General features: G+C 40.7%; 22 protein-coding genes. All 22 read left to right on the forward strand.

Features of this window, described 5'->3' with window-relative positions; translation table 11 throughout:
- Nucleotides 1-63: 63 nt before the first annotated feature.
- The 22 genes from ilvC to NFR29_RS02445 all read left to right on the forward strand — a co-directional run bounded on the left by ilvC (nt 64) and on the right by NFR29_RS02445 (nt 23,609).
- On the forward strand, nt 64-1,071 hold the full coding sequence (gene ilvC, locus NFR29_RS02340) for a ketol-acid reductoisomerase (protein WP_251422650.1): 1,008 nt from the start codon (nt 64-66) through the stop codon (nt 1,069-1,071).
- Nucleotides 1,072-1,181: 110 nt separating this feature from the next.
- Nucleotides 1,182-1,637, forward strand: coding sequence for a DUF3290 family protein (locus NFR29_RS02345; protein WP_251422654.1), 456 nt, complete (start codon nt 1,182-1,184; stop codon nt 1,635-1,637).
- An 8-nt stretch (nt 1,638-1,645) separates the two neighbouring features.
- A complete protein-coding gene (locus tag NFR29_RS02350; RefSeq protein WP_251422657.1) occupies nt 1,646-2,302 on the forward strand; it encodes a DUF421 domain-containing protein in 657 nt (218 codons plus the stop codon).
- Nucleotides 2,299-4,023: a radical SAM protein gene (locus NFR29_RS02355; protein ID WP_251422660.1), complete on the forward strand. Its 1,725-nt coding sequence runs from the start codon at nt 2,299-2,301 to the stop codon at nt 4,021-4,023. The genes NFR29_RS02350 and NFR29_RS02355 overlap by 4 nt, the downstream gene beginning before the upstream one ends.
- Nucleotides 4,020-4,880 carry a purine nucleoside phosphorylase YfiH/LACC1 family protein gene (locus NFR29_RS02360; protein ID WP_251422664.1) on the forward strand — a complete coding sequence of 287 codons (861 nt, stop codon included), beginning with the start codon at nt 4,020-4,022 and terminating at the stop codon, nt 4,878-4,880. Before NFR29_RS02355 ends, NFR29_RS02360 begins: the two co-directional genes overlap by 4 nt.
- Before the next feature lie 76 nt (nt 4,881-4,956).
- On the forward strand, nt 4,957-5,643 hold the full coding sequence (locus tag NFR29_RS02365; protein ID WP_251422667.1) for a YggS family pyridoxal phosphate-dependent enzyme: 687 nt from the start codon (nt 4,957-4,959) through the stop codon (nt 5,641-5,643).
- A gap of 35 nt (nt 5,644-5,678) precedes the next feature.
- A complete protein-coding gene (locus NFR29_RS02370) occupies nt 5,679-6,167 on the forward strand; it encodes a cell division protein SepF (RefSeq protein WP_251422671.1) in 489 nt (162 codons plus the stop codon).
- A gap of 28 nt (nt 6,168-6,195) precedes the next feature.
- The gene (gene proC / locus NFR29_RS02375) at nt 6,196-6,984 is read left to right on the forward strand and encodes a pyrroline-5-carboxylate reductase (RefSeq protein WP_251422673.1); all 789 of its coding nucleotides are present in this window, start codon (nt 6,196-6,198) and stop codon (nt 6,982-6,984) included.
- Entirely contained in the window at nt 6,984-7,769 is a 786-nt protein-coding gene (locus NFR29_RS02380) for a YlmH family RNA-binding protein (protein ID WP_251422676.1), read from the forward strand. The genes proC and NFR29_RS02380 overlap by 1 nt, the downstream gene beginning before the upstream one ends.
- A 94-nt stretch (nt 7,770-7,863) precedes the next feature.
- Nucleotides 7,864-8,508, forward strand: a complete 645-nt coding sequence (locus tag NFR29_RS02385) for a precorrin-2 dehydrogenase/sirohydrochlorin ferrochelatase family protein (protein ID WP_251422679.1) — start codon at nt 7,864-7,866, stop codon at nt 8,506-8,508.
- Complete coding sequence (gene hemA / locus NFR29_RS02390; RefSeq protein ID WP_251422682.1) at nt 8,477-9,748, forward strand: glutamyl-tRNA reductase; 1,272 nt, start codon at nt 8,477-8,479, stop codon at nt 9,746-9,748. The genes NFR29_RS02385 and hemA overlap by 32 nt, the downstream gene beginning before the upstream one ends.
- 3 nt (nt 9,749-9,751) lie before the next feature.
- The gene (gene hemC / locus NFR29_RS02395) at nt 9,752-10,690 is read left to right on the forward strand and encodes a hydroxymethylbilane synthase (protein ID WP_251422685.1); all 939 of its coding nucleotides are present in this window, start codon (nt 9,752-9,754) and stop codon (nt 10,688-10,690) included.
- Nucleotides 10,687-12,207, forward strand: a complete 1,521-nt coding sequence (cobA, locus tag NFR29_RS02400; protein ID WP_251422688.1) for a uroporphyrinogen-III C-methyltransferase — start codon at nt 10,687-10,689, stop codon at nt 12,205-12,207. Before hemC ends, cobA begins: the two co-directional genes overlap by 4 nt.
- A gap of 23 nt (nt 12,208-12,230) precedes the next feature.
- Nucleotides 12,231-13,208: a porphobilinogen synthase gene (gene hemB, locus NFR29_RS02405; RefSeq protein ID WP_251422691.1), complete on the forward strand. Its 978-nt coding sequence runs from the start codon at nt 12,231-12,233 to the stop codon at nt 13,206-13,208.
- An 11-nt stretch (nt 13,209-13,219) separates the two neighbouring features.
- Nucleotides 13,220-14,521 (forward strand): glutamate-1-semialdehyde 2,1-aminomutase, encoded by a 1,302-nt coding sequence (gene hemL, locus NFR29_RS02410; RefSeq protein WP_251422694.1) that lies wholly within the window; start codon nt 13,220-13,222, stop codon nt 14,519-14,521.
- A gap of 9 nt (nt 14,522-14,530) precedes the next feature.
- Nucleotides 14,531-14,992 carry a helix-turn-helix domain-containing protein gene (locus NFR29_RS02415; protein WP_251422697.1) on the forward strand — a complete coding sequence of 154 codons (462 nt, stop codon included), beginning with the start codon at nt 14,531-14,533 and terminating at the stop codon, nt 14,990-14,992.
- Between the two features lie 22 nt (nt 14,993-15,014).
- Nucleotides 15,015-15,578, forward strand: coding sequence for a YagU family protein (locus NFR29_RS02420; protein ID WP_251422700.1), 564 nt, complete (start codon nt 15,015-15,017; stop codon nt 15,576-15,578).
- Between the two features lie 141 nt (nt 15,579-15,719).
- Complete coding sequence (locus NFR29_RS02425) at nt 15,720-16,466, forward strand: M48 family metallopeptidase (protein WP_251422703.1); 747 nt, start codon at nt 15,720-15,722, stop codon at nt 16,464-16,466.
- Nucleotides 16,467-16,477: 11 nt separating this feature from the next.
- A complete protein-coding gene (locus NFR29_RS02430; RefSeq protein WP_251422707.1) occupies nt 16,478-19,885 on the forward strand; it encodes a DNA polymerase III subunit alpha in 3,408 nt (1,135 codons plus the stop codon).
- A 64-nt stretch (nt 19,886-19,949) separates the two neighbouring features.
- The gene (gene pyk / locus NFR29_RS02435; protein WP_251422710.1) at nt 19,950-21,698 is read left to right on the forward strand and encodes a pyruvate kinase; all 1,749 of its coding nucleotides are present in this window, start codon (nt 19,950-19,952) and stop codon (nt 21,696-21,698) included.
- A gap of 234 nt (nt 21,699-21,932) precedes the next feature.
- Complete coding sequence (locus NFR29_RS02440) at nt 21,933-22,679, forward strand: Bax inhibitor-1/YccA family protein (RefSeq protein ID WP_251422713.1); 747 nt, start codon at nt 21,933-21,935, stop codon at nt 22,677-22,679.
- Between the two features lie 12 nt (nt 22,680-22,691).
- Complete coding sequence (locus tag NFR29_RS02445; RefSeq protein WP_251422715.1) at nt 22,692-23,609, forward strand: LysR family transcriptional regulator; 918 nt, start codon at nt 22,692-22,694, stop codon at nt 23,607-23,609.
- Nucleotides 23,610-23,692 lie beyond the last annotated feature (83 nt).

The raw sequence follows: 23,692 nt of genomic DNA on the forward strand, positions 1-23,692 counted from the left end.
GCAAATTTGTGTAGTATATATTATTGAAGATTCTATTGAATATAGTTTTGGAGGTTGTCTAATATGGCAGGTAAAATTTTAGGTACTACAGTATATTATGATGCAGATTGCAATCTTTCTAAATTGCAAGGCAAAAAAATTACAGTATTAGGTTACGGTTCCCAAGGTCATGCACATGCATTGAACTTGAAAGAAAATGGTATGGACGTAACTATCGGTTTGCGCGCTGGTTCTTCTAGCTGGAAAGATGCTGAAGAAGCTGGTTTAACTGTAAAAGAAACAGCTGAAGCTGTTAAAGGCGCAGACATCGTTATGGTATTGATTCCAGACGAATTACAAGCAGAAGTATATGCAAATGATATTGAGCCTAACTTGAAAGAAGGCGCTTACTTAGCATTTGCTCACGGTTTCAATATTCACTTCGGTAAAATCGTACCTCGCGAAGACGTTAACGTATTCATGGTAGCGCCTAAAGGTCCTGGACATTTAGTACGTCGTACATTCCAAGAAGGCTCCGGCGTTCCTTGCTTGTACGCAGTAGAAAAAGATCCATCTGGAGATACTGAAGAAGTAGCATTAGCTTGGGCATCTGGTGTAGGCGGTGGTCGCTCTGGTATTTTGGAAACTAATTTTAAATCTGAAACTGAAACTGATCTTTTCGGCGAACAAGCTGTATTGTGCGGTGGCGTAACAGAATTGATCAAAACTGGTTTCGAAGTATTAACAGAAGCTGGTTATGAGCCTGTAAACGCTTACTTTGAATGTTTACATGAAATGAAATTGATCGTAGACCTTATCTACGAAGGTGGCTTCCAAAAAATGCGCCATTCCATTTCTAACACTGCAGAATACGGTGACTACTATGTTGGTCCAAAAATCATCACTGCAGATACTAAAAAAGCGATGGAACAAGTATTGGCAGATATCCAATCCGGTAAATTTGCTGATGACTTCTTGGCTGACTCCAAAAATGGTCAACCATTCTTAAAACAACATCGTGAAGCAGCAGCTAAACATCCAATCGAAGCAGTTGGTTCTGAACTTCGTGGCTTAATGAGCTGGTTGAAATAATATAACTGTCTTAAAAAGGCGACCCAGGAGGGTCGCCTTTTTGTTGTATATCGAAAAAAACTGCTGTGCATATGATATAATATAGAAAATACTATTAAAGGGAGTACTGTATGGACTTTTATACTACTGCATATGTAGAGAGCCAAGTGTCGAATCAAGAGACGTGGCTGTTTATATTGTTATCCGTCGTATTAGTATCTTTGTTGATCATCGGGATACTGACATTGCGCAATGGCTTTACGAGCCGTTATCGAGATTTGACGGTCATCTTGTCGCTCATTGTGGCTTTTTTCTTAGGTTTTGAATATTTAGAATATAGCCGGATTCAAAATTATTTGGAAGATTCCTCTAGGATGTTGACGTTTTTGAAATCTTTCAGCCAGAATCAGAATGTGCCATTAGAACAATTGCAGGTTAATTCTTTAAAAATACGAGATGATATGATCTTAAAAGTAGGAAATACTTATTATGCGATTGATTTTAATCCAGAGTTTACATCCTATACATTGAAACGGGTATATACGATTAGCAATGTAAACCGCATTATTGATACAGAGAAAGAATAGGAATATTTATGTCGGGAGCATTAATGGCGTATGGTATGGTCTTTGCAAAGCTAGCCATAGGCTTGTTAGCAATTATTTTGCAAATCAATTTAATGGGAAAAGGTAATTTAGCGCCTACTTCTGCATTAGATCAATTACAGAACTATGTACTAGGCGGTATTATAGGGGCTATTATTTACAATGATGCCATTGGTATTTTGCAATTTATGTTAGTCCTTATTTTATGGACTATTCTTGTGATGACCTTAAAATTTTTAAAAGGAAACATTCGCTTTTTCAAAACAATTTTAGATGGACACCCTGTTATCGTTATAGAAAAAGGACAGATTTTCACAGAAGAATGTATGCGTTACGGTATTCAGGCGGCAGAATTAAAATTGCGAGCTGCTGGTGTCCAATACGTAAAGGATGTAAAACGAGCTGTACTCGAACAAAATGGGCAACTTAATGTTGTACAGTTTGGAGAAGATAATATACGCCTTGATTTAATTAATGATGGACAAATCAATACATTAGTGCTCGATTTAATTGATAAAGATGACCTATGGTTGCGTTCGGAAATCGAGAAACAAGGCTATACAGTGAATGAAATATATATTGCCGAATATATTAATGGGCAAGTTGTGATTTATCCATATGAGAAAAAGAGGAAGGGACGTCGTTGAATCGGAAAGACTTAATTGATCGGTTACAAGAATTATATTATAACGAAGATAGTCGCGTGACTATTAACCCTCATAGTAGCCAACGGGTAGCGATGGTTTATCCTAATACATACTTTGTAGGGATGAGTAATTTAGGACTTCATATTATTTATGAAGAAATCAATTTGCGCCCTGATAGCGTTTGTGAACGTATCTTTTTGCCAGAGAAAAAAGAATTAGATGCCTATGATAAAACGAAAATGCCCCTCATGAGTGTGGAAACACAGCGTCCTATGCATCAATTTGATGTAGTTGCTTTTGATGTAACCTTTGAAATGGATTATTTCAATATTCCATTGATGCTCCGTCATGGTCGAGTGCCTGTTATGAGTGCGGATCGCACTGAGTTTGACCCTATTGTTATCGCTGGAGGACCTTGTACGACCTTTAATCCTGAACCTTTTGCGGACTTCATAGATGCTTGTGTTATTGGCGAAGGGGAAGGCCTTGTGACGCGCCTGTTAGATCGTATTCGGGAGGGGCGTAACAATGGTGAAAGTCGTGCTGATATCATTGCTTCCTTAGCTTCCATTGAGGGCATTTATGTACCAACTTTATATACACCAATATATGAAGACAATCGATTTATAGGTTATACATTGGCAGAGAAGGCGCCAAAAACGATTAAGCGCCATTTTGAGCCTCTCACCAGTGGCGGAGAAACTGTGATTGCTACGGACTTTACTGAGTTTGGTGCGATGTATATTATTGAAGTTGCTCGTGGATGTGGCCGCCACTGCCGATTCTGTATGGCCGGTTATTGCTTTCGGGTTCCTCGGGTACGCCCTTTAGAGGTACTCAAGGAAGGTGTGGATCGAGCCCATGCATTAGGCAAAAAAGTAGGCCTTATGGGGGCGGCTATTTCTGATTACCCAGAAGTGGATGAATTAGTGACCTATATTCGGTCGAAAGAGATGCGTTACTCTTGTGCTTCGTTGCGTGCTGACTCGTTGACGCAAGCTGTCGTTGATGGCTTGGCTGACAGTGGGCAGAAGACGATTACCATTGCCCCAGAAACAGGGAGCGAACGATTGCGGAGAGTTATTAATAAAGGTATTAGTGAAGACAATTTGCGTACTGCCGCTCAGTTATCTGCTAAATCAGGTATTCAGCATATGCGACTTTATATTATGGTTGGACTGCCTACTGAAACAGATGAAGATATTGATGCCATTATTGGATTAGCAGAGCGTACGCAGGCGCATATGGCGGAAGTAGGGTGCAATGGACGATTGACACTGAGTATTAATCCCTTCATACCAAAGCCGTTTACGCCATTTCAGTGGGCCCCTATGGACAATCAGAAAACGGTAGAGAGGAAATTGCAATACATTAAGAAATCGTTGCAAAAGAATCGCCGCATAGAAGTGCTCATTGAATCACCTAAAGAAGCGTATATTCAAGGCGTATTGGCTCGCGGCGATCGAAGATTGAGTAGGGTTATTGCTGCTTGTGCCATGGATAAAGGGAGTAAGTCTTTCAAACCTGAAATGAAAGCGGCTGGTCTCGATATGGATGATTTCAACTATCGAGAGCGACAATTTGATGAATACTTGCCGTGGAGCCATCTCGACATGGGGATGAAGGAAGGCTATTTAGAACTAGAGTGGCAACGTGCTCTCGATGAAGCCTATACGCCACCTTGTATGGAGGGATGTAAGCGATGTGGGGTGTGTCAATGAGTAAACATATAGTCAATGTTAATCACAAAGGTTCGACGTGGTCTTACGAAGCGCCTGATTGGTGTAGTAAATGGCCTCTTATCTTGGGTGATACCTATCGTCATGGTGGAATCTCGAAGGATCCTTTCAGTTCCCTTAATTTAGCCTTTCACGTAGGAGACAAAGTAGATGATGTCATAGTCAATAGAGCTATGATTGCGGATTATTTAGGTGTTGCATCGAATCGAATTACCTGCGCTAATCAAGTTCATGGATTGCGCGCCATGCGCATTACGGAAGAATTGATTGGCTCTGGTGCTTATGGGGAAGACACAGCTATTCATGATTGCGATGCCATTTACACAAATCTTGTAGATGTACCACTATTCCTCTTTACGGCGGATTGTGTGGGGGTAGCTATTTACGATCCTGTTCATCATGCCTTGGCAGTCGTACATGCTGGGTGGAAGGGAACTGTCGGTCACTTACCAGTTCTTACTATAGAAGGAATGGCGCGTGACTTTGGTACGGACTTTAAAGATTGTTATGTGTACTTAGGGCCTAGTATTGGACCGGGCTCTTTTGAAGTAAATGAAGAATTAGCGGATACTTTCAAAAGGGAATGGAAGACCGTCACAAATCGTACCGATGGTGAGTTAGTTCAATATATACAAAGAGACGGAGCTACTCAGAAAACGCCACATATTAATTTGTGGGCGTTTATAGAAGCGGATCTTTTGCAACGTGGGGTTCTGAAGGACCGCATTTGCATCGGTGGTACTGATAGTATGACGAGTGAAGACTGTTTTTCCTATCGTCGCGAATCGGGAACAACGGGGCGCATGGCATTGTTTGGGATGCTTAAATCTCTGAAATGATATACATTCTAAGCTAAATATTATATAATAAATGAGTCTATAAATATATTCTGTGTAATATAAATGGGAGGTACTTATGATTGAGGAATCCCTACATGCTATCCAACAACGCATGGCTGATGCTATGGCGAGTGTGGGTCGCGTAGATACAGCGTTATTAGTGGCGGTAACGAAAAATCACCCTGTTGCGACTGTAGAAGAAATAGCTCGTCTTGGATGTACTCATGTAGGTGAAAATCGCGTACAAGAGGCAAAGGAAAAACAAGCTTTATACAAGGGGCCTGACTTGGTGTGGCATTTAATAGGCCATTTACAAGTTAATAAAGTGCGTCAAGCAGTGCCTATGTTTGATCTTATTCATTCTGTGGATAGTATTAAATTGCTTGATGAAATTGAAAAAGTGGCAACGAAGCACGATAAAGTACAAGACGTACTATTGCAAGTCAATATAGCGCGAGAAGCGAGTAAGTCTGGTATGTCCGTAGAGGAATTTCCTCATATCCGGGAATACGCTAAGACACTACCTCATGTGAGGATTCGGGGATTAATGTGTATGGCGCCATTCTTTGATGACCCAGAAGAGGCACGGCCTATTTTCCGGGTTGCAAAGGCTTTATTTGAAGATATGAAGTCCTATTTCCCTGATGGTGAAATCGAGTATTTATCAATGGGCATGACTCATGACTTTGAAGTGGCCTTGCAAGAAGGGGCAAACATCGTTCGCATAGGTACGGCTATCTTTGGCGAACGTGTATATACATAATATATTGAGTACATAAAGTAAGAGGAGGAACGATTATGGCTTTAGGAGATGGCTGGAAAAAAATTAAAAATTATGTAGGATTCAATAACGATGACCGTTATGATGAATATGATGACGAATATGAATACGAAGATGACTATGATGATGCAGATGAAACACATACTGCGCAACAAACACCATCTGAATATCAACCTCGTAAAGTAGTAGGAGGCACTTCTGCCATGACACAAAGACCAACATCCATGAAAGTAGTTGTAATTGAACCAAAAGTATTCGAAGATTCTGAAAGCATTACTCATCAATTACGCGACATGCGTCCTGTATTGATTAATTTTGAGAATACTGACCCTCATGAAGCAGCTCGTATCGTTGACTTCGTATCTGGTGCAACATTTGCATTAGATGGGAAACTTGAAAAGGTAGGCAAAGACATTTTCATGTGCGTACCTGTGAACGTTTCCATTGATTATAATAGTGAATCTGAAAGTGGAACAGAAGCGCAAGAATTTGCTTGGCAAAAATAATAAGTCCATTAGGGGCTGAGGTGATACTATGTTAGGGAAAACACTTGTTATCGGTGTAGGCTCGATGGGCAGTGCATTGCTAAAAGGGGCTTTAGACAAGGGCATATTGAACGCTAATCATACGTCTGTGTTAGTGCGGCGATCAGAACAATTAGAATCGCTTAGAGCTGAACTAGGTGTTATTGGCTTTATCAAAATGCCTCCATTAGAAGACTTTCAAACCATTATTTTAGCAGTGAAGCCTCAAGTATTACCTACTGTATTGTCTCAAATGGATTCTCTTAGAGAAGGGACTACTGTTATTTCTGTGGCTGCAGGCGTTACGTTAAGTACTTTACAACGGGCCTTACCAAAGGCTACTATCTATCGAGCTATGCCGAATACGCCCGCATCTATTGGATGTGGTATGACCGCATTGGCCACAGATGTCGCAGATGATACTTCTGCAGTAGAAGCTTTATTTGCAGCGGTTGGAGAAGTAGTGGTCGTTAGTGAAGCTGATTTAGACCGCTTAGGAGCCCTCTCTGGGACTGGACCAGGTTACATGTTTGTCATTTTAGATGCCTTAGCAGATGCTGGTGTGCGCATTGGTTTACCGCGAGTTTTAGCGATTAAGGCAGCTGCACAAGCTATGTATGGGGCTGGCAAAATGGCTCTATCTAGTGGTGAACATCCAGCGGTGTTACGAGATCAAGTAACAAGCCCTGGTGGCACTACGATTGCTGGTATTGGGGCCATGGAAAAAGGCGGATTGCGTAGCGCTTTGCAAGATGGGGTGTTAGCATCCTACGAACGTTCCAATGAATTGGGGAAATAATGGCTGATACAAGTAAATTAATTCGATATTTTGAAGCTAGTGGCAACGGCGAAGAAGCTCGTCGTATGTTAGATTTGGCTGAACAAGTAGTAAAAGGGAAACCCTTTCGGGTAACCGATTTTACAAGTCCTGCCGGGCTTGTCATTGCCGATGCAATAAAGGCGGCCTATCCAGAACTACAAGTAAAAACCTATGGTGGTTACGAAGGGGCCGAACGCATTCGCATTGCCTTTGTAGATAATCATTTTCAAGGCACTGTCGATATGGGGATTACAGCCCTTAAAGTATCTTGGGATCCGCGATTTAGACTCTTAACTCATCGCGATGTACTAGGATCTCTATTAGGGCTAGGCATGGAGCGTACTAAATTTGGCGATATTATTATGGTTCAAGGGGACGCTCAAGTATTAGTTGATAATACTATTGCCGATTTTATTGTCCAAAACTTTACAAAAATCGCGATGGTTACTGTTTCGGCAGAGATCATTTCGCTAGATGATATTGCACCGAAAGAAGAAAAAATTAAAGAAGTACGTACTACTGTCGCATCTTTGCGATTAGATGCAGTAGCTAGCTCTGGGTTTAGCGTGTCTCGAACAAAGTTGGTGAGCGCTATTAACGCTGGGTTATTGCAAGTGAATTGGCAACCTGCGAAAGGACCATCTCAAGAAGTAAAAGAAGGAGATGTGATTTCTATGCGCGGTCGCGGCCGAATGAAAGTAGAAGCCATAACAGGCACATCGAGAAAGGGACGCATTGGCGTGTACTTGAAACGATTTATGTAAGAAAATTGAAAATCGGCTTGGCCTGTCAAGCCGATTTTTTTATATATTCTCTAGATTGATTGGTATACTAGAAATTATAGATTGAGGTATTTCTATGCTATCTATTACATTACAATTACGGCAAGATGATACCATCCTTTTTATTGGTGGCGGTGACGTAACGGAACGAAGAATATCCTTAGTGATGAATGAGGCTCGTTGTGTTGTTATTAGCCCTACTGTAACAGAGACTATTCGTAAGTGGGCTGTAGAAGGATTGATTCTTTGGCATGAGACACCATTTACTGATACATATATAGAGTTATTAAAAGCGAGTAAACTTCTTTTTATTAGCACCAACAATAGAGAATTGAATGATAAACTTGAATCCCTCGCTAAGGATTATAAGGTGTGGATGAATCGCAGCGATAAACCAGAAGCTTGTGATTTTACAATCCCCGCTACCTTAGAAGTTGGTGATTTGCAGATTGCTATTGGCGCTAATAATGGAGGTCCACGCATTAATCGTCTCGTTCGGCAAGATATGACAAACCGTTATAGTGAGTTGAAAATTGCTATACCGAGACTTAAAATAATAAGGGAAGAGGTCAAATCGATTCTTCCCAGTGTAGCGGAGCGTCAACAATTTTGGCGCACCCATTTAGATGAAACTGCGTTTCAGGCTATTTTAGACGGAAATTGGCCTTATATAGAGGAGAAACTACACTATGCAATTAGTGGTATTAGGTCTAAATCATAGAAGTGCTGCAGTAGCGGTACGAGAACGCTTTTCCTTTGAGAAAGATGAAGTCAAAGCAGCTCTTAATAAAATCTATGAATACGATAGAATTTCAGAATGTGTTATATTATCTACTTGCAATCGAACAGAACTATATGCTGTATTAGAAGATGTAGAACAGCCAAAGCAATACATGTTAGATGTTATGAAAGACTTAAAAGACGCTGATTCTATTGATGAATCTGCTTTTTTCTTCTACCAAGATCGAGAGTGTGTGGATCATTTATTCCGCGTATCCGCCAGTTTAGATTCTCTCGTATTGGGGGAAGGTCAGATTTTAAGTCAATTAAAAGTGGCTTACATAGAGGCATATAGTGCTGGGTTTACAGGCACAGTATTTAATATTTTATTCCAACGCGCCATTAGTGTGGGTAAAAAAGTGCGTACTAATACAGGTATTGCCAATACGCCTGTATCGGTTAGCTATACCGCAGTTAACCTTGCTGAAGATAGCTTAGATAAACCGCTTTCAGAAGCGACAGTCCTCATTTTAGGGGCGGGTACAATGAGTGAGCTAACAGCTATTCATTTGCAATCAAAAGGAGTTAAAACGATTTTTGTATCGAATCGAACCTTTGCTAAAGCAGAAACATTGGCTAAGAAGTTTAATGGGCACGCCATTAAGTTAGACGATGTAGTAGACTATGCGGTAGAAGCAGATATTTTAATTACTTCCACAGGGGCGCCGCATTATATTATTAATGAAAAAGAAGCTCGACGTATTGCTGCGCGACGAAATGGAATGCCTATGGTTATGATCGATATTGCTGTACCTCGCGATATTGACCCTGCTGTAGCGGATATTGATGGAATTTATCTTTTCAATATCGATGCTCTTGAAAGCGTTGTAGAAGAAAATAAACAGCAACGGGAAGAAGAGGCTAAACGAGCTGAGCCGATTATTCATGAAGCTATTGAAGATGTGTTAGATAAATTAAGTTATTTATCAGTTCGCCCTATGATGGCCTTATTGACGGATAAAGCAGATCGCATTCGTAGTCGTGAATTACATCGTGCCTTAGCTAAATTACCAGATATTTCCGATAGAGAACGTCGCATTATGGACTCTATGAGTCGCATGATCGTCCGCAAAATGTTGAGAGAACCGATGATTCATTTCAATGAAATCGCCGGAACAGAAGAAGAAGGCTTATATTGGGACTTATTCAAAGATATGTTCAATCTGAAGAAAGAAGGATAGCACATGAGAGACCATATAAAAATTGGTACTCGTAAGAGTGCCCTTGCATTGTGGCAAGCTGAATATATCAAAGATGAATTACAACGATTATATCCAGGGATTACTGTTGAATTAGTTCACTTCAACACAAAAGGTGATCGTATTTTAGAAAAACCTCTCGCTGAAGTAGGGGGAAAAGGTTTATTTACGGCTGAATTAGAAGCTGCTATGATAGCTGGAGACATCGACATCGCTGTACATAGCTTGAAAGATATGCCCACGGAACTACCAGAAGGCTTGACATTAGGGGCTATTTCAAAACGTGAAGTACCTCATGATGCGTTAATCAGCCCTGTATATAAAACACTGGATCAACTGCCGCAAGGTGCGCGCATAGGGACTAGTAGCTTGCGGCGTCAAGCACAATTGCTGCACGTTCGTCCTGATTTAAAAATCAAAGTGATTCGCGGCAATGTACAGACGCGGTTGAATAAAATTAACTCTGAAGGCTTAGATGGAGTAGTGCTTGCTCAAGCGGGCTTAAAGCGACTAGGTTTGGAGGATCAAATTACGCAAGTCTTTACGGCTGATGAAATGATTCCTGCTGTCGGACAAGGGGCATTAGCTATTGAATGCCGTGCTGATGATGATGAAATGTTAGCTATGCTTTCACACATCGACGATGAACCAACTCGGTTAGCTGTGGAAGGGGAACGGAGTTTCCTCAATCAATTGAATGGCGGCTGCCAAGTGCCGATGGGGGTATATGGCACTATTGATAAAGGGCAATTGACTTTGAAAGCGCTCATTGCATCATTAGATGGAAAAACTGTCTATGAAGGCGAGTTATCTGGCCCTGCTTGTAAAAGTAAAATGTTAGGCAAAAATCTAGCTAAAGCATTGTACGAAGAGGGTGGCAAACATATTGTGGATGCTCTTGTAAAGGAAGGAATCATAAAATGACAGGTAAAGTATATTTAATCGGTGCTGGCCCTGGAGATGCTAAATTAATCACTGTAAAAGGCCGAGAATGCATTGAAAAAGCAGATGTAATTGTATATGACTACTTGGCAGATATAGACCTTCTTGGGTGGGCACGACCTGATGCGGAATTGATCTATGCGGGAAAACAATGCCGAGATCATACGATGCACCAATGGGAAATTAACGAACTCCTCGTAGCAAAAGGGAAAGAAGGTAAAATCGTAGCCCGTTTGAAGGGCGGTGATCCACTCGTATTTGGTCGCGGTGGTGAAGAAGCGATGGCCCTTAAAGAGGGGGGAGTTCCTTTTGAATTTGTTCCTGGCGTTACATCGCCTGTAGCAGCACCAGCTTATGCAGGGATTCCTGTGACACAACGAGCAATGGCGACGTCCTTTGCAGTCGTTACAGGCCATGAAGATCCAACAAAATCTGTGTCTGGCATTCATTGGGAAGGCTTGGCAACCGCTGTAGATACACTCTGTTTTGTTATGGGTGTTACAAACCTAGAAATGATTGCTCACAACTTGATGAAACACGGCCGTCCTAAAGACACGCCAGTAGCTTTAGTGCGGTGGGGTACGAAACCGATTCAACAAGTTTTAGTATCTACCTTAGAACATGTAGTAGAAGACGTAGTGAAGGCGAATTTAAAAGCCCCTGCTATTATTGTTGTAGGCGACGTTGTTAATTTGAGGGAGCAATTGCAATGGTTCGACAATAAACCATTATTTGGCAAAACTATTGTGGTTACTCGTGCGCGATCCCAAGCGAGTCGCTTCAAAGAAGCTTTGCAGGAACAAGGTGCCCGTGTTATTCAAAGCGCTGCCATCAAGACGACAGCTTTAGAATTGTTCGACGAAGACCGCCGTATTATGGACCGCGTCGATCAATATAAAGCCATTGTTTTTACCTCTGGTGAAGGCGTACGCTACTTCTTTAGCCTATTGAAAGACATGGGACGAGATGCTCGCGCCTTAGGGTATGCAAAAGTATGTGCCATCGGTAGTGCAACAGCGCGTGAATTGATGCATTTTGGTATTATTCCTGATATTGTGCCTACTGATTATAAAGCTGAATCGGTAGTGCGCGCTTTAGACGGTAAAGTGAGTGCTGGCGATGAAGTTCTGTTGATTCAGCCGAAAAAATCGAGAGATGTCATTCCTCGTGAATTGCGTCATATGGATGTACAAGTAGATATTTTGCGCATTTATGAAACACAGCAAGATACATCGCAACAAGAAGTTTTAGTGGAAGCGCTTACAAAAGGCGAAGTAGATTATATTACATTTACTAGCTCCTCTACGGTAACGAATACATTACAATTATTAGGGGACAATGCCCTAGAGCTATTAAAGAATACAAAAGTCGCTTGTATTGGCCCTATTACAGCAGCTACGGCGATGAGTGAAGGCTTAGAAATTCACGTTATCAGTCCTGTATATACTACAGATGGTCTTGTAGATGCTATTATAGAAGATGTACGAGAAAATAATTAATCTATATATGAAGGAGTACGACTATGTATGATTTAACATATCGTCCTCGCCGTCTTCGCATTTCCCCAGAAATGCGAGACTTGGTGCGAGAAACAACGGTAGATACATCCGATTTAATCTATCCTTTGTTTATCGTTCCTGGTGAAGGTATTAAACGTGAAATTGATACATTGCCTGGACAATATCATCTCTCCGTTGATGAAGCGGTAAAAGTGGCGAAAGAGGCTTATGAACTAGGAATTCGAGGCGTTGAAATTTTTGGCATTCCTACCTATAAGGATGAACAAGGATCATCTGCTTGGGATATGAATGAGCCTGTGCAACAAGCGATTAAAGAGATTCGAAAAGAAGTACCTAACTTATTGGTCATCGCCGATGTCTGCTTATGTCAGTATACGTCTACTGGTCATTGTGGGATGATTGAAGATCATGAAATTTTGAATGACGAAACATTGCCATTATTGTGCAAAGTGGCGGTTAGTCAAGCAGAAGCAGGCGCTCATATGGTAGCGCCTTCGGACATGATGGATGGTCGCGTAGGTGCTATCCGTGAAGCCTTAGATCAAGCTGGGTATACAGATGTATCTATTATGAGTTACGCTGCGAAATATGCATCTGCTTACTATGGGCCATTCCGTGGTGCCGTTAACTCTAAGCCTCAATTTGGAGATCGTAAGTCTTATCAAATGGATCCAGCTAATCGCTTAGAAGCGATGCGTGAAATTGAATTAGACATTGCTGAAGGGGCTGATATTATCATGATTAAACCAGCCTTGTCTTATTTAGACATTGTACGAGAAACACGAGATCGGTATGAATTACCATTAGCTGTTTACAATGTATCTGGTGAATATGCTATGGTAAAAAGTGCAGCCCAAGCTGGTTTAATTGATGAAGAGCGCCTCGTTATGGAAACTATGTTATCTATGAAACGCGCTGGTGCTAAGATCATCATTACTTATCACGCTCTTGACGTAGCGCGTTGGTTGGCTAAGCAGTAGGAGGAGAGACTATGTTACAATTAGGCAAATCTGAAAAAGCTTTTGAAGAAGCAAAACGATATATGCCAGGCGGTGTAAATAGCCCTGTTCGCTCTTATCGCAGTGTAGGTTCTAATCCACCTTTCATTAGCTCTGCTAGTGGTAGCCGTATTTATGATATCGATAATAACGAGTATATTGACTATGTGCTTAGTTGGGGGCCTATGATTCTTGGACATGCGAATCCTGAAGTAGTGGCTAGCTTACAAGAAGCCATTCCTCGCGGAACTAGCTATGGTGCGCCGACGCTATTGGAAACAGAATTGGCTAAAAAAATTCAAGCCTTCATGCCTTCCATGGAAATGATTCGTCTCGTTAGCTCTGGCACAGAGGCAACTATGAGTGCGCTTCGTGTAGCTCGTGGTTATACAGGTCGCGATCGAATTGTAAAATTTATCGGTTGTTACCATGGTCATAGTGATTCTTTACTGGTAAAAGCTGGTTCAGGACTTGCTACCTTTGGCGTTCCAGATAGTCCTGGCGTACCACAAGCGGTAGCGGAAAATACGATCACATTGCCATATAACGATATTGAAGCAATTACTAAATTATTTGATGATATGGGAGATACCATTGCCGCTGTCATTGTAGAACCTGTAGCTGGTAATATGGGGTGTGTTCCACCAGTACCAGGTTTCCTTGAAGCGTTACGGAGTCTTACGAAAGATTATGGGGCAGTGCTCATTTTTGATGAAGTTATGTGTGGCTTCCGCGCTAGCAGTGGAGGCGCGCAAAAGCTGTATAATATTAAGCCTGATCTAACTTGTTTAGGTAAAATTGTAGGTGGTGGCATGCCTATGGCTGTCTTTGGGGGCTCTGTGAAAATTATGTCTCAAATTGCTCCATCTGGTCCTATTTACCAGGCTGGTACTTTGAGCGGCAATCCTGTTGCCGTTACGGCCGGCCTTGCTACATTATCTATGTTGCAACGAGATCCGACTATTTTCAAACAAGTAGAGGAAGCGACAAAAACATTGTGTGAAGGCTACGAACAGTTAGGCGCTAAATATAATGTGCCTATTGTGGTGCAACGTGTTGGATCTATGTTTACGGTGTTCTTTACAGATAAACCAGTACAAAATTTTGATGATGCTAGTCAATGTAATGAAGAGCATTTTAAAACATTCTTCCATTACAATTTGAGTCATGGAATCTATATGGCGCCTAGTCCTTATGAAAGCAATTTCTTATCTGTATTTCATAAACAATCCGATATTGAACGGACATTAGCTGTTGCAGAAGAAGCGTTTAAAGAAATCGCTAATACTCTGTAGGTGAAGGGTATGCAGTTTTATAAAAACTTAAAACGCGCACGGGTGCGCATGGGAAAGACGCAAATTGAAGTAGCGAAAGCTGTAGGTATTAGTAATGCAGCTTTATCAAATTATGAAACAGGCTATCGAGAACCAGATTTGCAGACCTTAGCTTCATTGGCTCGTTATTATGGTATTACTTTAGATGAGTTAGTTAATGTAGATACAGATGATACAATTAAAGTCTATGATTTACATCCTCTCGTGAAAGGGAAATATATCGGTTTTAAAGGCGCTGTGTATGCCTTAAAAGAATCTCAAAAGAAAGTGATTATTAAAGAATTAGACAGATTATTTCAACAATTTGAAAAATCAAAACTTGTAAAGGACGAGTCGTCTAAAGGAATTAATCCTCATATTAATCGAGGAGGTATGTTGGGATCTAACCTTGCCGGGAGCCGCGGTGCAAAACGGCAAGATACAAACCGCTAGAATTTCATGAAAGGAGATAGTTATGAAAGCAGGTTTTACTTATATTACAGAACCATCCCGTCGTCGTGTGGGCTTATCTGTAATTCTTGGTATTATTGTAGGTATTATTGGTGCCATTGCTAAATGGGGGTGGGAGGTGCCATTCCCACCACGTAATCCAGATGTATTCTGGCCTGTTGATGCTATGAGCCGTGTAACACCACCTAAAATTTTCTTAGACATGTTTGGTGTTAGCGATTGGACGGTACATTTCTCTGGCTACGCATTGCCAATGGATGTATTTATCGTTCACGTATTATTCTCTATTGTGTTTGGTTTGATGTACTGCGTAATTGCAGAATACTGGCCGCGCATTAAAATGTGGCAAGGTTGCGTATTCGGCTTCTTCGTATTCATCATTGCACACAACATGGTAATGCCTTGGATGGGTTTAGTACCACCAGTAAGCGAAATTCCATTTGATGAACAATTCTCTGAATTATTTGGTCACCTTTGGTGGTTATGGATTATGGAAATTGCTCGTCGAGATCTTCGTAACCGTATTACAAACGAACCAGATCCTGAGTTTCCATTAGGTAGTCGATAATCAAATATAGATTATTTACATAGGCCATAAAACAATAGTAAAAGTCATTATAGAGAGGACTCGTAGAGTATTATAACTTCTCCTATAATGGCTTTTTTATTTTCTCTTTGCCCTATATACAGATGTGGTAAAATAATATATATGAATGATAGAAGAGAAACTAGAAGGATTACCTATAATGGGGAAATAATAGAATATATATTAACTATCAAAAAGGTTAAAAATGTAAATATGCGCATCGCTAAAGATGGCACTGTTCATGTATCGGCCAATGCTTATGTACCAGACCATCGCATCGATGCTTTTGTTATTGATAATGTACCTTTTATTAAGCGCGCTCTCTTTAAATTGGAAGCTTTAACATCAAAGAAAATAGAAGCGTTAACATATACTACAGGCGAGACTATGTCGATATTAGGCATGCCAGTTCAATTAGAAGTAGTAGAAACGAATGAGAAAGCACATATTAAATTTGATGGAGCTCGGCTTTTATCGATGTTTGTAAAACCTGGTTATACGTATGAAGATAAGTATAAATTGATGGATATCTTTTGGCGTCAATTAGGAGAAAAAGTATTCCATCATTGGGCACAAGTTGTGTATAAACGATTTCAACAAGCTGGTATTGATGTGCCAATGCCAACAGTGAAGCAGCAACGTATGAAAAGTCGTTGGGGTTCTTGTACGCCAACGAAAGAGTTGATTAAAATGAATATGCGTTTATTAGAAGGGCCACAAGCATATATTGAATATGTGATGATCCATGAATTTGCTCATTTTAAATATTGGGACCATTCCAAGAACTTTCATCATTTAGTGGCTCAATTTTTACCAGATTGGAAAGAGCGTAAAAAATCATTGAATCTATATTTTGCTCATAGACCGTAAGGAGGTGTACCATGCAGCCTTTTGTTCATTTACATAGCCATTCTGAATTTAGTTTGCTCGATGGCATTAGCCGGTTGTCTGATATGGTGCGCCGTGCCAAAGAATTGAATCAACCAGCCTTAGCGCTGACTGATCATGGCAATATGTATGCAGCTATTTATTTTTATAAAGAATGTGTGGCCCAAGGAATTAAACCAATCATTGGATGTGAAGTCTATTTGACGGATCATACTCGATTTGACAAACCGGAAGGGCGAAGCAGGGAAAAACTGAAACATTTGATTCTCTTAGCAGAAACGATGGAAGGGTATCGTAATCTCGTTAAGATTGTTTCTAAATCATCTACAGAAGGCATGTATTTTCGGCCCCGCGTAGACAGAGATTTATTGCGCCAATATAATACTGGTATTATTGCTCTCAGCGCTTGCGTTCAAGGGGAGATTCCGCAACTGATTTTACAAGATAATTTAGATGGCGCTCGCCGTGCTATTGAGTGGTATATAGAAACTTATGGGAAAGATAATTTCTTTTTAGAAATTCAAAATCATGGTTTGCCTGAAGAATTGCGAGCTGAGCAAGTATTGTGTGAATTGGCTAAGGAATACGATCTCGGTGTAGTGGCGTCTAATGACTTCCATTATGTTATGCAAGAAGATGCAGATGCGCAAGATATTCGCGTATGTATCCAAACGGGGCGACGTCGTGCTGAAACAGATCGATTAAAGTTCCCTAATGATCAATTCTATATGAAAAGCGGCGATGAAATGGCCGAACTATTTGGACATATTCCAGGAGCTATTGAAAATACCCTTGTTATTGCGGACCGTTGTAATGTAGAATTCCGCTTTGATGAGCATCATTTGCCTCGTTTTGATGTACCCGTAGGGGAAACGTCACAGTCTTATTTGCGTAAGGTCTGTGAAAGTGAGATTCCTCGCCTTTATGGAGAGTATAGCGATGTATTGAAGGAACGGCTCGATTACGAATTAGATGTTATCGGCAAAATGGGATTTGAAGATTACTTCCTCATCGTTTGGGACTACGTTCGTTATGCTCGGGAGCACGATATTTTAGTAGGCCCTGGAAGGGGGTCAGCGGCAGGATCCGTAGTAGCTTATTTGTTAGGTATTACCGGTCTTGACCCATTAAAGTATGACTTACTTTTTGAACGATTCCTCAATCCAGAACGTATTAGTATGCCTGATATTGATATTGACTTCTGTTATGAGCGAAGAGGGGAAACTATCGAATACGTTACTCGTAAATATGGGCAAGAGCGAGTTTCTCAGATTATTACCTTTGGTACAGAAGCAGCTCGCGCCGTTATTCGCGACGTAGGACGGGTTCTCGATTTGCCATTAGCGGAAGTGAATCGCATTGCTAAAATGATTCCTAACGAATTGGGTATTACGTTGGAAAAGGCTTTAAAAGGGAAAGATTTAAAAGCTCTTTACGATGCAGATCCCAATGTGCGAGAACTATTTGATTTTGGCCAAAAGCTAGAAGGTATTGCTCGTAATTCCTCGACGCATGCAGCGGGTGTTGTAATTTCTGCTGATGCTTTAGATGACCATGTACCGGTACAAAACTCCAATGAAGAAGGCTTTGTAACGCAATACGATAAAGATAATATTGAAGAGTTAGGACTCTTAAAAATGGACTTTTTAGGGCTCCGTACATTGACGGTAATGAACGATGCTTTGAAGTTGATCAAAGCCAATCGTGGTATTGATTTAGACCTTGATGCTATTCCTCTTGATGATAAAGCAGCCTGTGATATTCTCACGAAAGGTGATACATCCGGTGTATTTCAATTAGAATCAGATGGGATTACGAAGCTTGTAATGGATTTAAAACCTGAGCACTTCGAAGACCTCATTCCTCTAGTGGCTTTATATCGACCAGGACCGCTAGGGTCTGGCATGGTAGAAGACTTTATTGCTCGCCGTCATGGCAAACGGAAAGTAACGTATTTGCATCCTATTTTAGAACCTATCTTGAAAGATACCTTCGGGGTTATTCTTTACCAAGAACAAGTTATGCAAATCGCCTCTGCTATGGGGGGGTTCTCCCTCGGTCAAGCGGATTTGATGCGCCGTGCTATGGGGAAAAAGAAAGAATCTGTTCTTAAAGCGCAACGGGAATCATTCGTAGCTGGTGCTATTGCTAATAATATTAGTGAAAGCATTGCTAATGAAGTATTCGATTTACTTGTATACTTTGCAGGGTATGGTTTTAACAAGTCACATAGTGCGGCTTATGCTTATATTGCGTATCAAACAGCGTATTTAAAAGCCCATTATTTCCCAGAATTTATGGCTGCTACGATGACGAGCTTTATGCAGAATATGGATAAGTTAACGTACTATATCAATTCTTGTAAAAAGCATAATGTACAGGTATTAGGGCCAGATGTAAACTATTCTGAACGAAGCTTTACAGTACAAGGCGATGCGATTCGCTTTGGTTTAGGTGGTATCAAGCATGTTGGTGAAAATGCTATTGCCAAACTTATCCAAGAACGAGTAGAACATGGTTTGTACACAGGGATAATGGATTTCTGTCGCCGCGTAGATAGCAAAGTTGTCAATAAACGTCTCTTAGAGAGTTTAATCCGCTGCGGTGCGATGGATGGTTTCAAAGAAAACCGCAACCAGCTCTTAAACATGTATGAAAGCGCTCAAAGTATTGGTGCCAAACAGCAAAAGAATGAAGCTTTAGGCACGATGAGTCTCTTCGGTGATGCTGAAGAAGATGGAGATGTATTGTTGATTCCTGATTTGCCTGATTTGTCAGAAGACGATAAATTGCGGGACGAAAAGGAATATACAGGCTTTTATATTACAGGCCATCCATTGCAAAGTTATATGCGTGAAATGGAGGGGTTCTTTGAATTAGGCCAATTGATGGAAGAAGCGGAACGTTTTGACGGACAAAGCATAACCTTTGGAGGATTGATTGCAGAAAAATCAGACCGCATGACGAAACGAAATGAAGTGATGAGCATTTTGCGCATTGAAGACTTCTCCGGTTCCGGTCAAGTCGTAGCATTCCCTAAAGTATATAGTCAAAGTCAACCGTTCTTGGCTGTCGATATGGTCGTAAAAGTACAAGGACGTATTGATGCAGACGAAAAAGGTGTCCAAATTATTGCTGATCGAATCAGTCCGCTGAAAGTTAATTACAATACGGCTCGACAAGTTGATATTCACATCCGCAATGCTTATGACACACCAGAGAATAGTGAGGCTTTAAAGCAACTCTTATCATCCCTTACAGGGACTGTGCCGACAACGCTATTGTTGCACAAATCGAGAAAGCGCATTAATTTACCAGAGAATTTGTGTTTTACTCCTGATAAAGAAACAATTCGTCAGATAGAAGCGATTTTAGGAGAAGGTGCAGTAGAGATACGATAGAACCATTAATTTGGTATAATACATATAGAGTTACTATAGAACGTCAATCAATATAGGAGGACCCATGAAACGAACAAAAATCGTTTGTACTGTTGGACCTGGTACAGATAAACCAGGTGTATTGGAAAATATGATGCGCGGCGGCATGAATGTGGCGCGCTTTAATTTCTCTCACGGTTCTCATGAAGAGCAAGCTGAACGGATGCAGATGGTCCGTGATGCGGCGATGATCGTACAAAAGCCAATTGCTCTTCTTCTCGATACAAAAGGCCCAGAAGTACGCCTCGGATTATTTAAAGAAGGTAAAGTATTCTTAGAGGCAGGGCAAACTTTCACATTGACTACTGACGAGGTGGAAGGAACAAAAGAAATTAGTTCTGTTAATCATAAAGGCCTAACTCAAGATGTGTCGGTAGGGGATAAGATTTTACTCGCTGATGGCCTTGTTACATTGATGATTACGGCTATTGAAGGGAATTCGATTACTACCACTGTAGAAAATAGCGGTGAAATTGGGAACCGGAAACGCGTTGCTGTTCCTGGTGTAGCCCTCAGCTTACCGCCTGTATCAGAGAAAGACGAAGAAGATTTGCGCTTTGGCTGCCGTCAAGGTGTGGACTTCATAGCAGCTTCTTTCATGCAACGCGGTAAAGATATTGTTGCCATTCGTCGCATTATTGAATCGGAACAAAAAGATATTAAAATTATTGCGAAAATTGAAAATGCAGAAGGCGTAAAAAATATCGATGAAATTTTAGAAGTTGCGGATGGACTTATGGTGGCTCGTGGCGATTTAGGTGTTGAAATTCCTGCAGAAGAAGTGCCTGTATTGCAAAAGATGATGATCGAAAAATGCAATCGCCTTGGAAAGCCTGTTATTACGGCTACGCAAATGTTAGAATCTATGATTCAAAACCCCCGTCCTACGAGAGCGGAAGCTAGTGATGTGGCCAATGCTATTTTAGACGGTACTGATGCTATTATGTTATCTGGTGAAACGGCAAATGGCTCTTATCCTGTGGAAGCGGTAGAAACGATGACCCGTATTGCAGAAGTAACTGAGCAATCCGTCATTTATGATTATCAAAGCCGTATGCAAGGCGGTACTGATTTGACGACTACTGATGCGGTATGTTTAGCAGGTGTACGCATTGCGCGTGACTTAGGAGCGGCAGCTATTTTGACTTGTACTGAATCTGGTCATACAGCAATTAGCGTAGCTCGTCACAGACCAGATTGTAAAATTATTGCTATTACTCCGCACGAAGAAACTGTGCGCCGTATGCAATTGTGCTGGGGTGTAGAGGCGATCAAAGGGGAAGGTATCATCAATTCTGATGAAATGGTAAAAAAAGCCATTACTACTGCATTAGGGGCTAATGCTATAGAGTCTGGTGATTTAGTCGTTGTTACCGCTGGCGTTCCATCTGGTGCAACAGGGACGACAAATATGATTCGCGTTCATATTGCCGGTCAAGTATTGTTATCTGGCAATGGTATTTTGCGGAAATCTGCAACTGGTCGTATCTTTATTGCCGCTAATCATAAAGATAATTACGAATCCTTTGAAGCTGGTGATATCCTTGTAGTTGGTACTATGGAGCCTGAATTAATGACTATTGCTAAGCGAGCAGGTGGCATTATTTCTGTAGAAGATGGCTATACTTCTGATAGTGCTATTGCTGGTATTACTTATGGTATTCCTGTTATTTTAGGGGCTAAAGATGCTCACGATATTCTCTTGGAAGGTCAAGAAGTAACTATCGATGGTGAACGTGGCAAAGTCTTTGCTGGCATTGCTAATGCCAGATAATGTTAGATAATGTTAGATAATGTTAGAATATTCTTGATTGTCTATCTAGTGCTGGTTTTGTGCGAAGTCATACTGACTGTTGTTCATTGATAGATGAACAAAACTATGGATTGTTGAATATAATAGTCGGTTTATAAGATAATAACGGGGTCCCAGAGGGGCCCCGTTATCTGGTGTTTATCGAAAAAATTTGGTATAATTAAAAGGTAATACACGAATAGTATAGGAGGAAATATGAATCCATATATGACACAAAGTCCATCCCCATCGGATGTAGCTTTAGTAGAAAATATTGTATCTCAACGTTTAAAAGGTTCTATTTTATGGATGGTAGTTGGTTTGTTGACGACCATGGGAATGGGGATTGCAACGCTGATGAATCCATCTTGGGCTCGATTTGCCTTAGAGAATTTTAATATTTTGCTTCTTGTAGAAATTGGTGTTGTATTCTTGTTTAGTATGCGTACCTATTCTGCTAATGTCATGACCTTACGAGGCATGTTTTTCTTATATAGTGCTTTAAATGGTGTAACTTTATCGATTGTATCTGCCGCTTATGGCATTATGGAAGCTACAGTGCCCGCTCTAGTAGGGGCATTGGCTTTCTTTGTTGCTTTCTCCATTGTGGGGTTAACAACAAAGCGGAATTTATCTGGTTTAGCGCCTTATTTAGGGGCTGCCGTATTAGGTATGATCATTGTAAGCTTAGTTTTTATGGCTGGTAACTATTTCAATATTGGTTGGATTAGTGCTATTAGCTATAGCTCTTTCAGTCTTTTCATGGGTTATGCGGGGGTTATTGTATTCTCTATCTTCACTGCTGTAGATATGAATATGATTAAAAATACTGTTACTCGTTTAGCTTTAACAGAAGATGAAACAATCCTTGATCGTGTTGAAATCGCTGGAGCTCTTAGCTTATATCTAGACTTTATCAACCTTTTCTTATCTTTATTGCGTATTTTTGGCAATAAAAAATAACAGGAGTAACCTATGGATGATAGAGAATGGCGCACCTTTGTAACTGTTGTAGATGAAGGTAATATTACAAAAGCTGCAGAAAAATTGTTTATCTCTCAGCCAGCGCTTAGCTATCGCTTGCGTAACATGGAGGAAACTGTAGGGCATTCTCTGGTATTGCGTACAGCAGAAGGGATTACCTTAACGCCTCAAGGTGAAATTTATTATGAATATTGCAAACGCATGATTCATGATAAAGAAACATTGGAATATCAATTGCTTTCTTCTACAGGTAAAATACAAGGGACTTTAAAAATTGCATCGTCTATTAATTTTGCAGACTATGAATTACCATTGTTGCTAAAATCATTTAGAGAACAATATCCCGATGTGCATATTCAAGTGAAGACTGCCTATAGTCAACAGATTGTGAAAATGTTTAAATCTGGTGAGTGCATGGTTGCCTTTGCTCGTGGTGGTTATGAAATGCCTGGGCAGTCCGAATTGCTATTAGAGGAACCGTATTGTTTGGTCTATAAAGATTTAGTGGCACCTAAAGAATTAGCAAAAGTACCATTTATTCGATATCAAACCGATGTATCTGTTACAAATATTATTGAAAACTGGTGCGATGAACATTTCGAAGGGCCTCCTACAGTAGGGATGGAGGTTAATTCGATGAGTACGTGTCGTCACTTTGTACGGGCTGGTCTTGGATGGTCTATATTGCCTTATATGGGCCTAGGTACTTGTAAAGATCGAGATATCTATGTCAGTCCTTTACGAGATATGGCTGGTAATCTCATCACTCGAGATACTCATATGATCTATACAAAAGAAGCGAGTAATTTAGTAGCGGTTAAAACATTTATTGATTATGTACGGACTACTTATAAGCAACAGTCCGTAGTAGACCATAGCATCTTTAGAGAATATGGGGTGCAGTCATAAGTAAATGTTATGAATCGCCTTTTATTTCAGTCATAGTGTATCGGTATAGAGATAGACATAATTTAATAGAAATGTAGATAAAG

Source organism: Veillonella agrestimuris, from assembly GCF_943193065.1.
GTDB classification, from domain to species: Bacteria; Bacillota; Negativicutes; order Veillonellales; family Veillonellaceae; genus Veillonella; species Veillonella agrestimuris.

Bases quoted from the DNA above. Each gene is read 5' to 3' on its own strand.
- NFR29_RS02365 (WP_251422667.1), top strand. From the start codon at position 4,957: ATGATTGAGGAATCCCTACATGCTATCCAACAACGCATGGCTGATGCT.
- NFR29_RS02425 (WP_251422703.1), top strand. From the start codon at position 15,720: ATGAATGATAGAAGAGAAACTAGAAGGATTACCTATAATGGGGAAATA.
- NFR29_RS02415 (WP_251422697.1), top strand. From the start codon at position 14,531: ATGCAGTTTTATAAAAACTTAAAACGCGCACGGGTGCGCATGGGAAAG.
- NFR29_RS02420 (WP_251422700.1), top strand. From the start codon at position 15,015: ATGAAAGCAGGTTTTACTTATATTACAGAACCATCCCGTCGTCGTGTG.
- NFR29_RS02350 (WP_251422657.1), top strand. From the start codon at position 1,646: ATGTCGGGAGCATTAATGGCGTATGGTATGGTCTTTGCAAAGCTAGCC.
- hemC (WP_251422685.1), top strand. From the start codon at position 9,752: ATGAGAGACCATATAAAAATTGGTACTCGTAAGAGTGCCCTTGCATTG.
- NFR29_RS02360 (WP_251422664.1), top strand. From the start codon at position 4,020: ATGAGTAAACATATAGTCAATGTTAATCACAAAGGTTCGACGTGGTCT.
- NFR29_RS02440 (WP_251422713.1), top strand. From the start codon at position 21,933: ATGAATCCATATATGACACAAAGTCCATCCCCATCGGATGTAGCTTTA.
- ilvC (WP_251422650.1), top strand. From the start codon at position 64: ATGGCAGGTAAAATTTTAGGTACTACAGTATATTATGATGCAGATTGC.
- pyk (WP_251422710.1), top strand. From the start codon at position 19,950: ATGAAACGAACAAAAATCGTTTGTACTGTTGGACCTGGTACAGATAAA.
- hemL (WP_251422694.1), top strand. From the start codon at position 13,220: ATGTTACAATTAGGCAAATCTGAAAAAGCTTTTGAAGAAGCAAAACGA.
- NFR29_RS02380 (WP_251422676.1), top strand. From the start codon at position 6,984: ATGGCTGATACAAGTAAATTAATTCGATATTTTGAAGCTAGTGGCAAC.
- NFR29_RS02345 (WP_251422654.1), top strand. From the start codon at position 1,182: ATGGACTTTTATACTACTGCATATGTAGAGAGCCAAGTGTCGAATCAA.
- proC (WP_251422673.1), top strand. From the start codon at position 6,196: ATGTTAGGGAAAACACTTGTTATCGGTGTAGGCTCGATGGGCAGTGCA.
- hemB (WP_251422691.1), top strand. From the start codon at position 12,231: ATGTATGATTTAACATATCGTCCTCGCCGTCTTCGCATTTCCCCAGAA.
- hemA (WP_251422682.1), top strand. From the start codon at position 8,477: ATGCAATTAGTGGTATTAGGTCTAAATCATAGAAGTGCTGCAGTAGCG.
- cobA (WP_251422688.1), top strand. From the start codon at position 10,687: ATGACAGGTAAAGTATATTTAATCGGTGCTGGCCCTGGAGATGCTAAA.
- NFR29_RS02430 (WP_251422707.1), top strand. From the start codon at position 16,478: ATGCAGCCTTTTGTTCATTTACATAGCCATTCTGAATTTAGTTTGCTC.
- NFR29_RS02445 (WP_251422715.1), top strand. From the start codon at position 22,692: ATGGATGATAGAGAATGGCGCACCTTTGTAACTGTTGTAGATGAAGGT.
- NFR29_RS02385 (WP_251422679.1), top strand. From the start codon at position 7,864: ATGCTATCTATTACATTACAATTACGGCAAGATGATACCATCCTTTTT.
- NFR29_RS02370 (WP_251422671.1), top strand. From the start codon at position 5,679: ATGGCTTTAGGAGATGGCTGGAAAAAAATTAAAAATTATGTAGGATTC.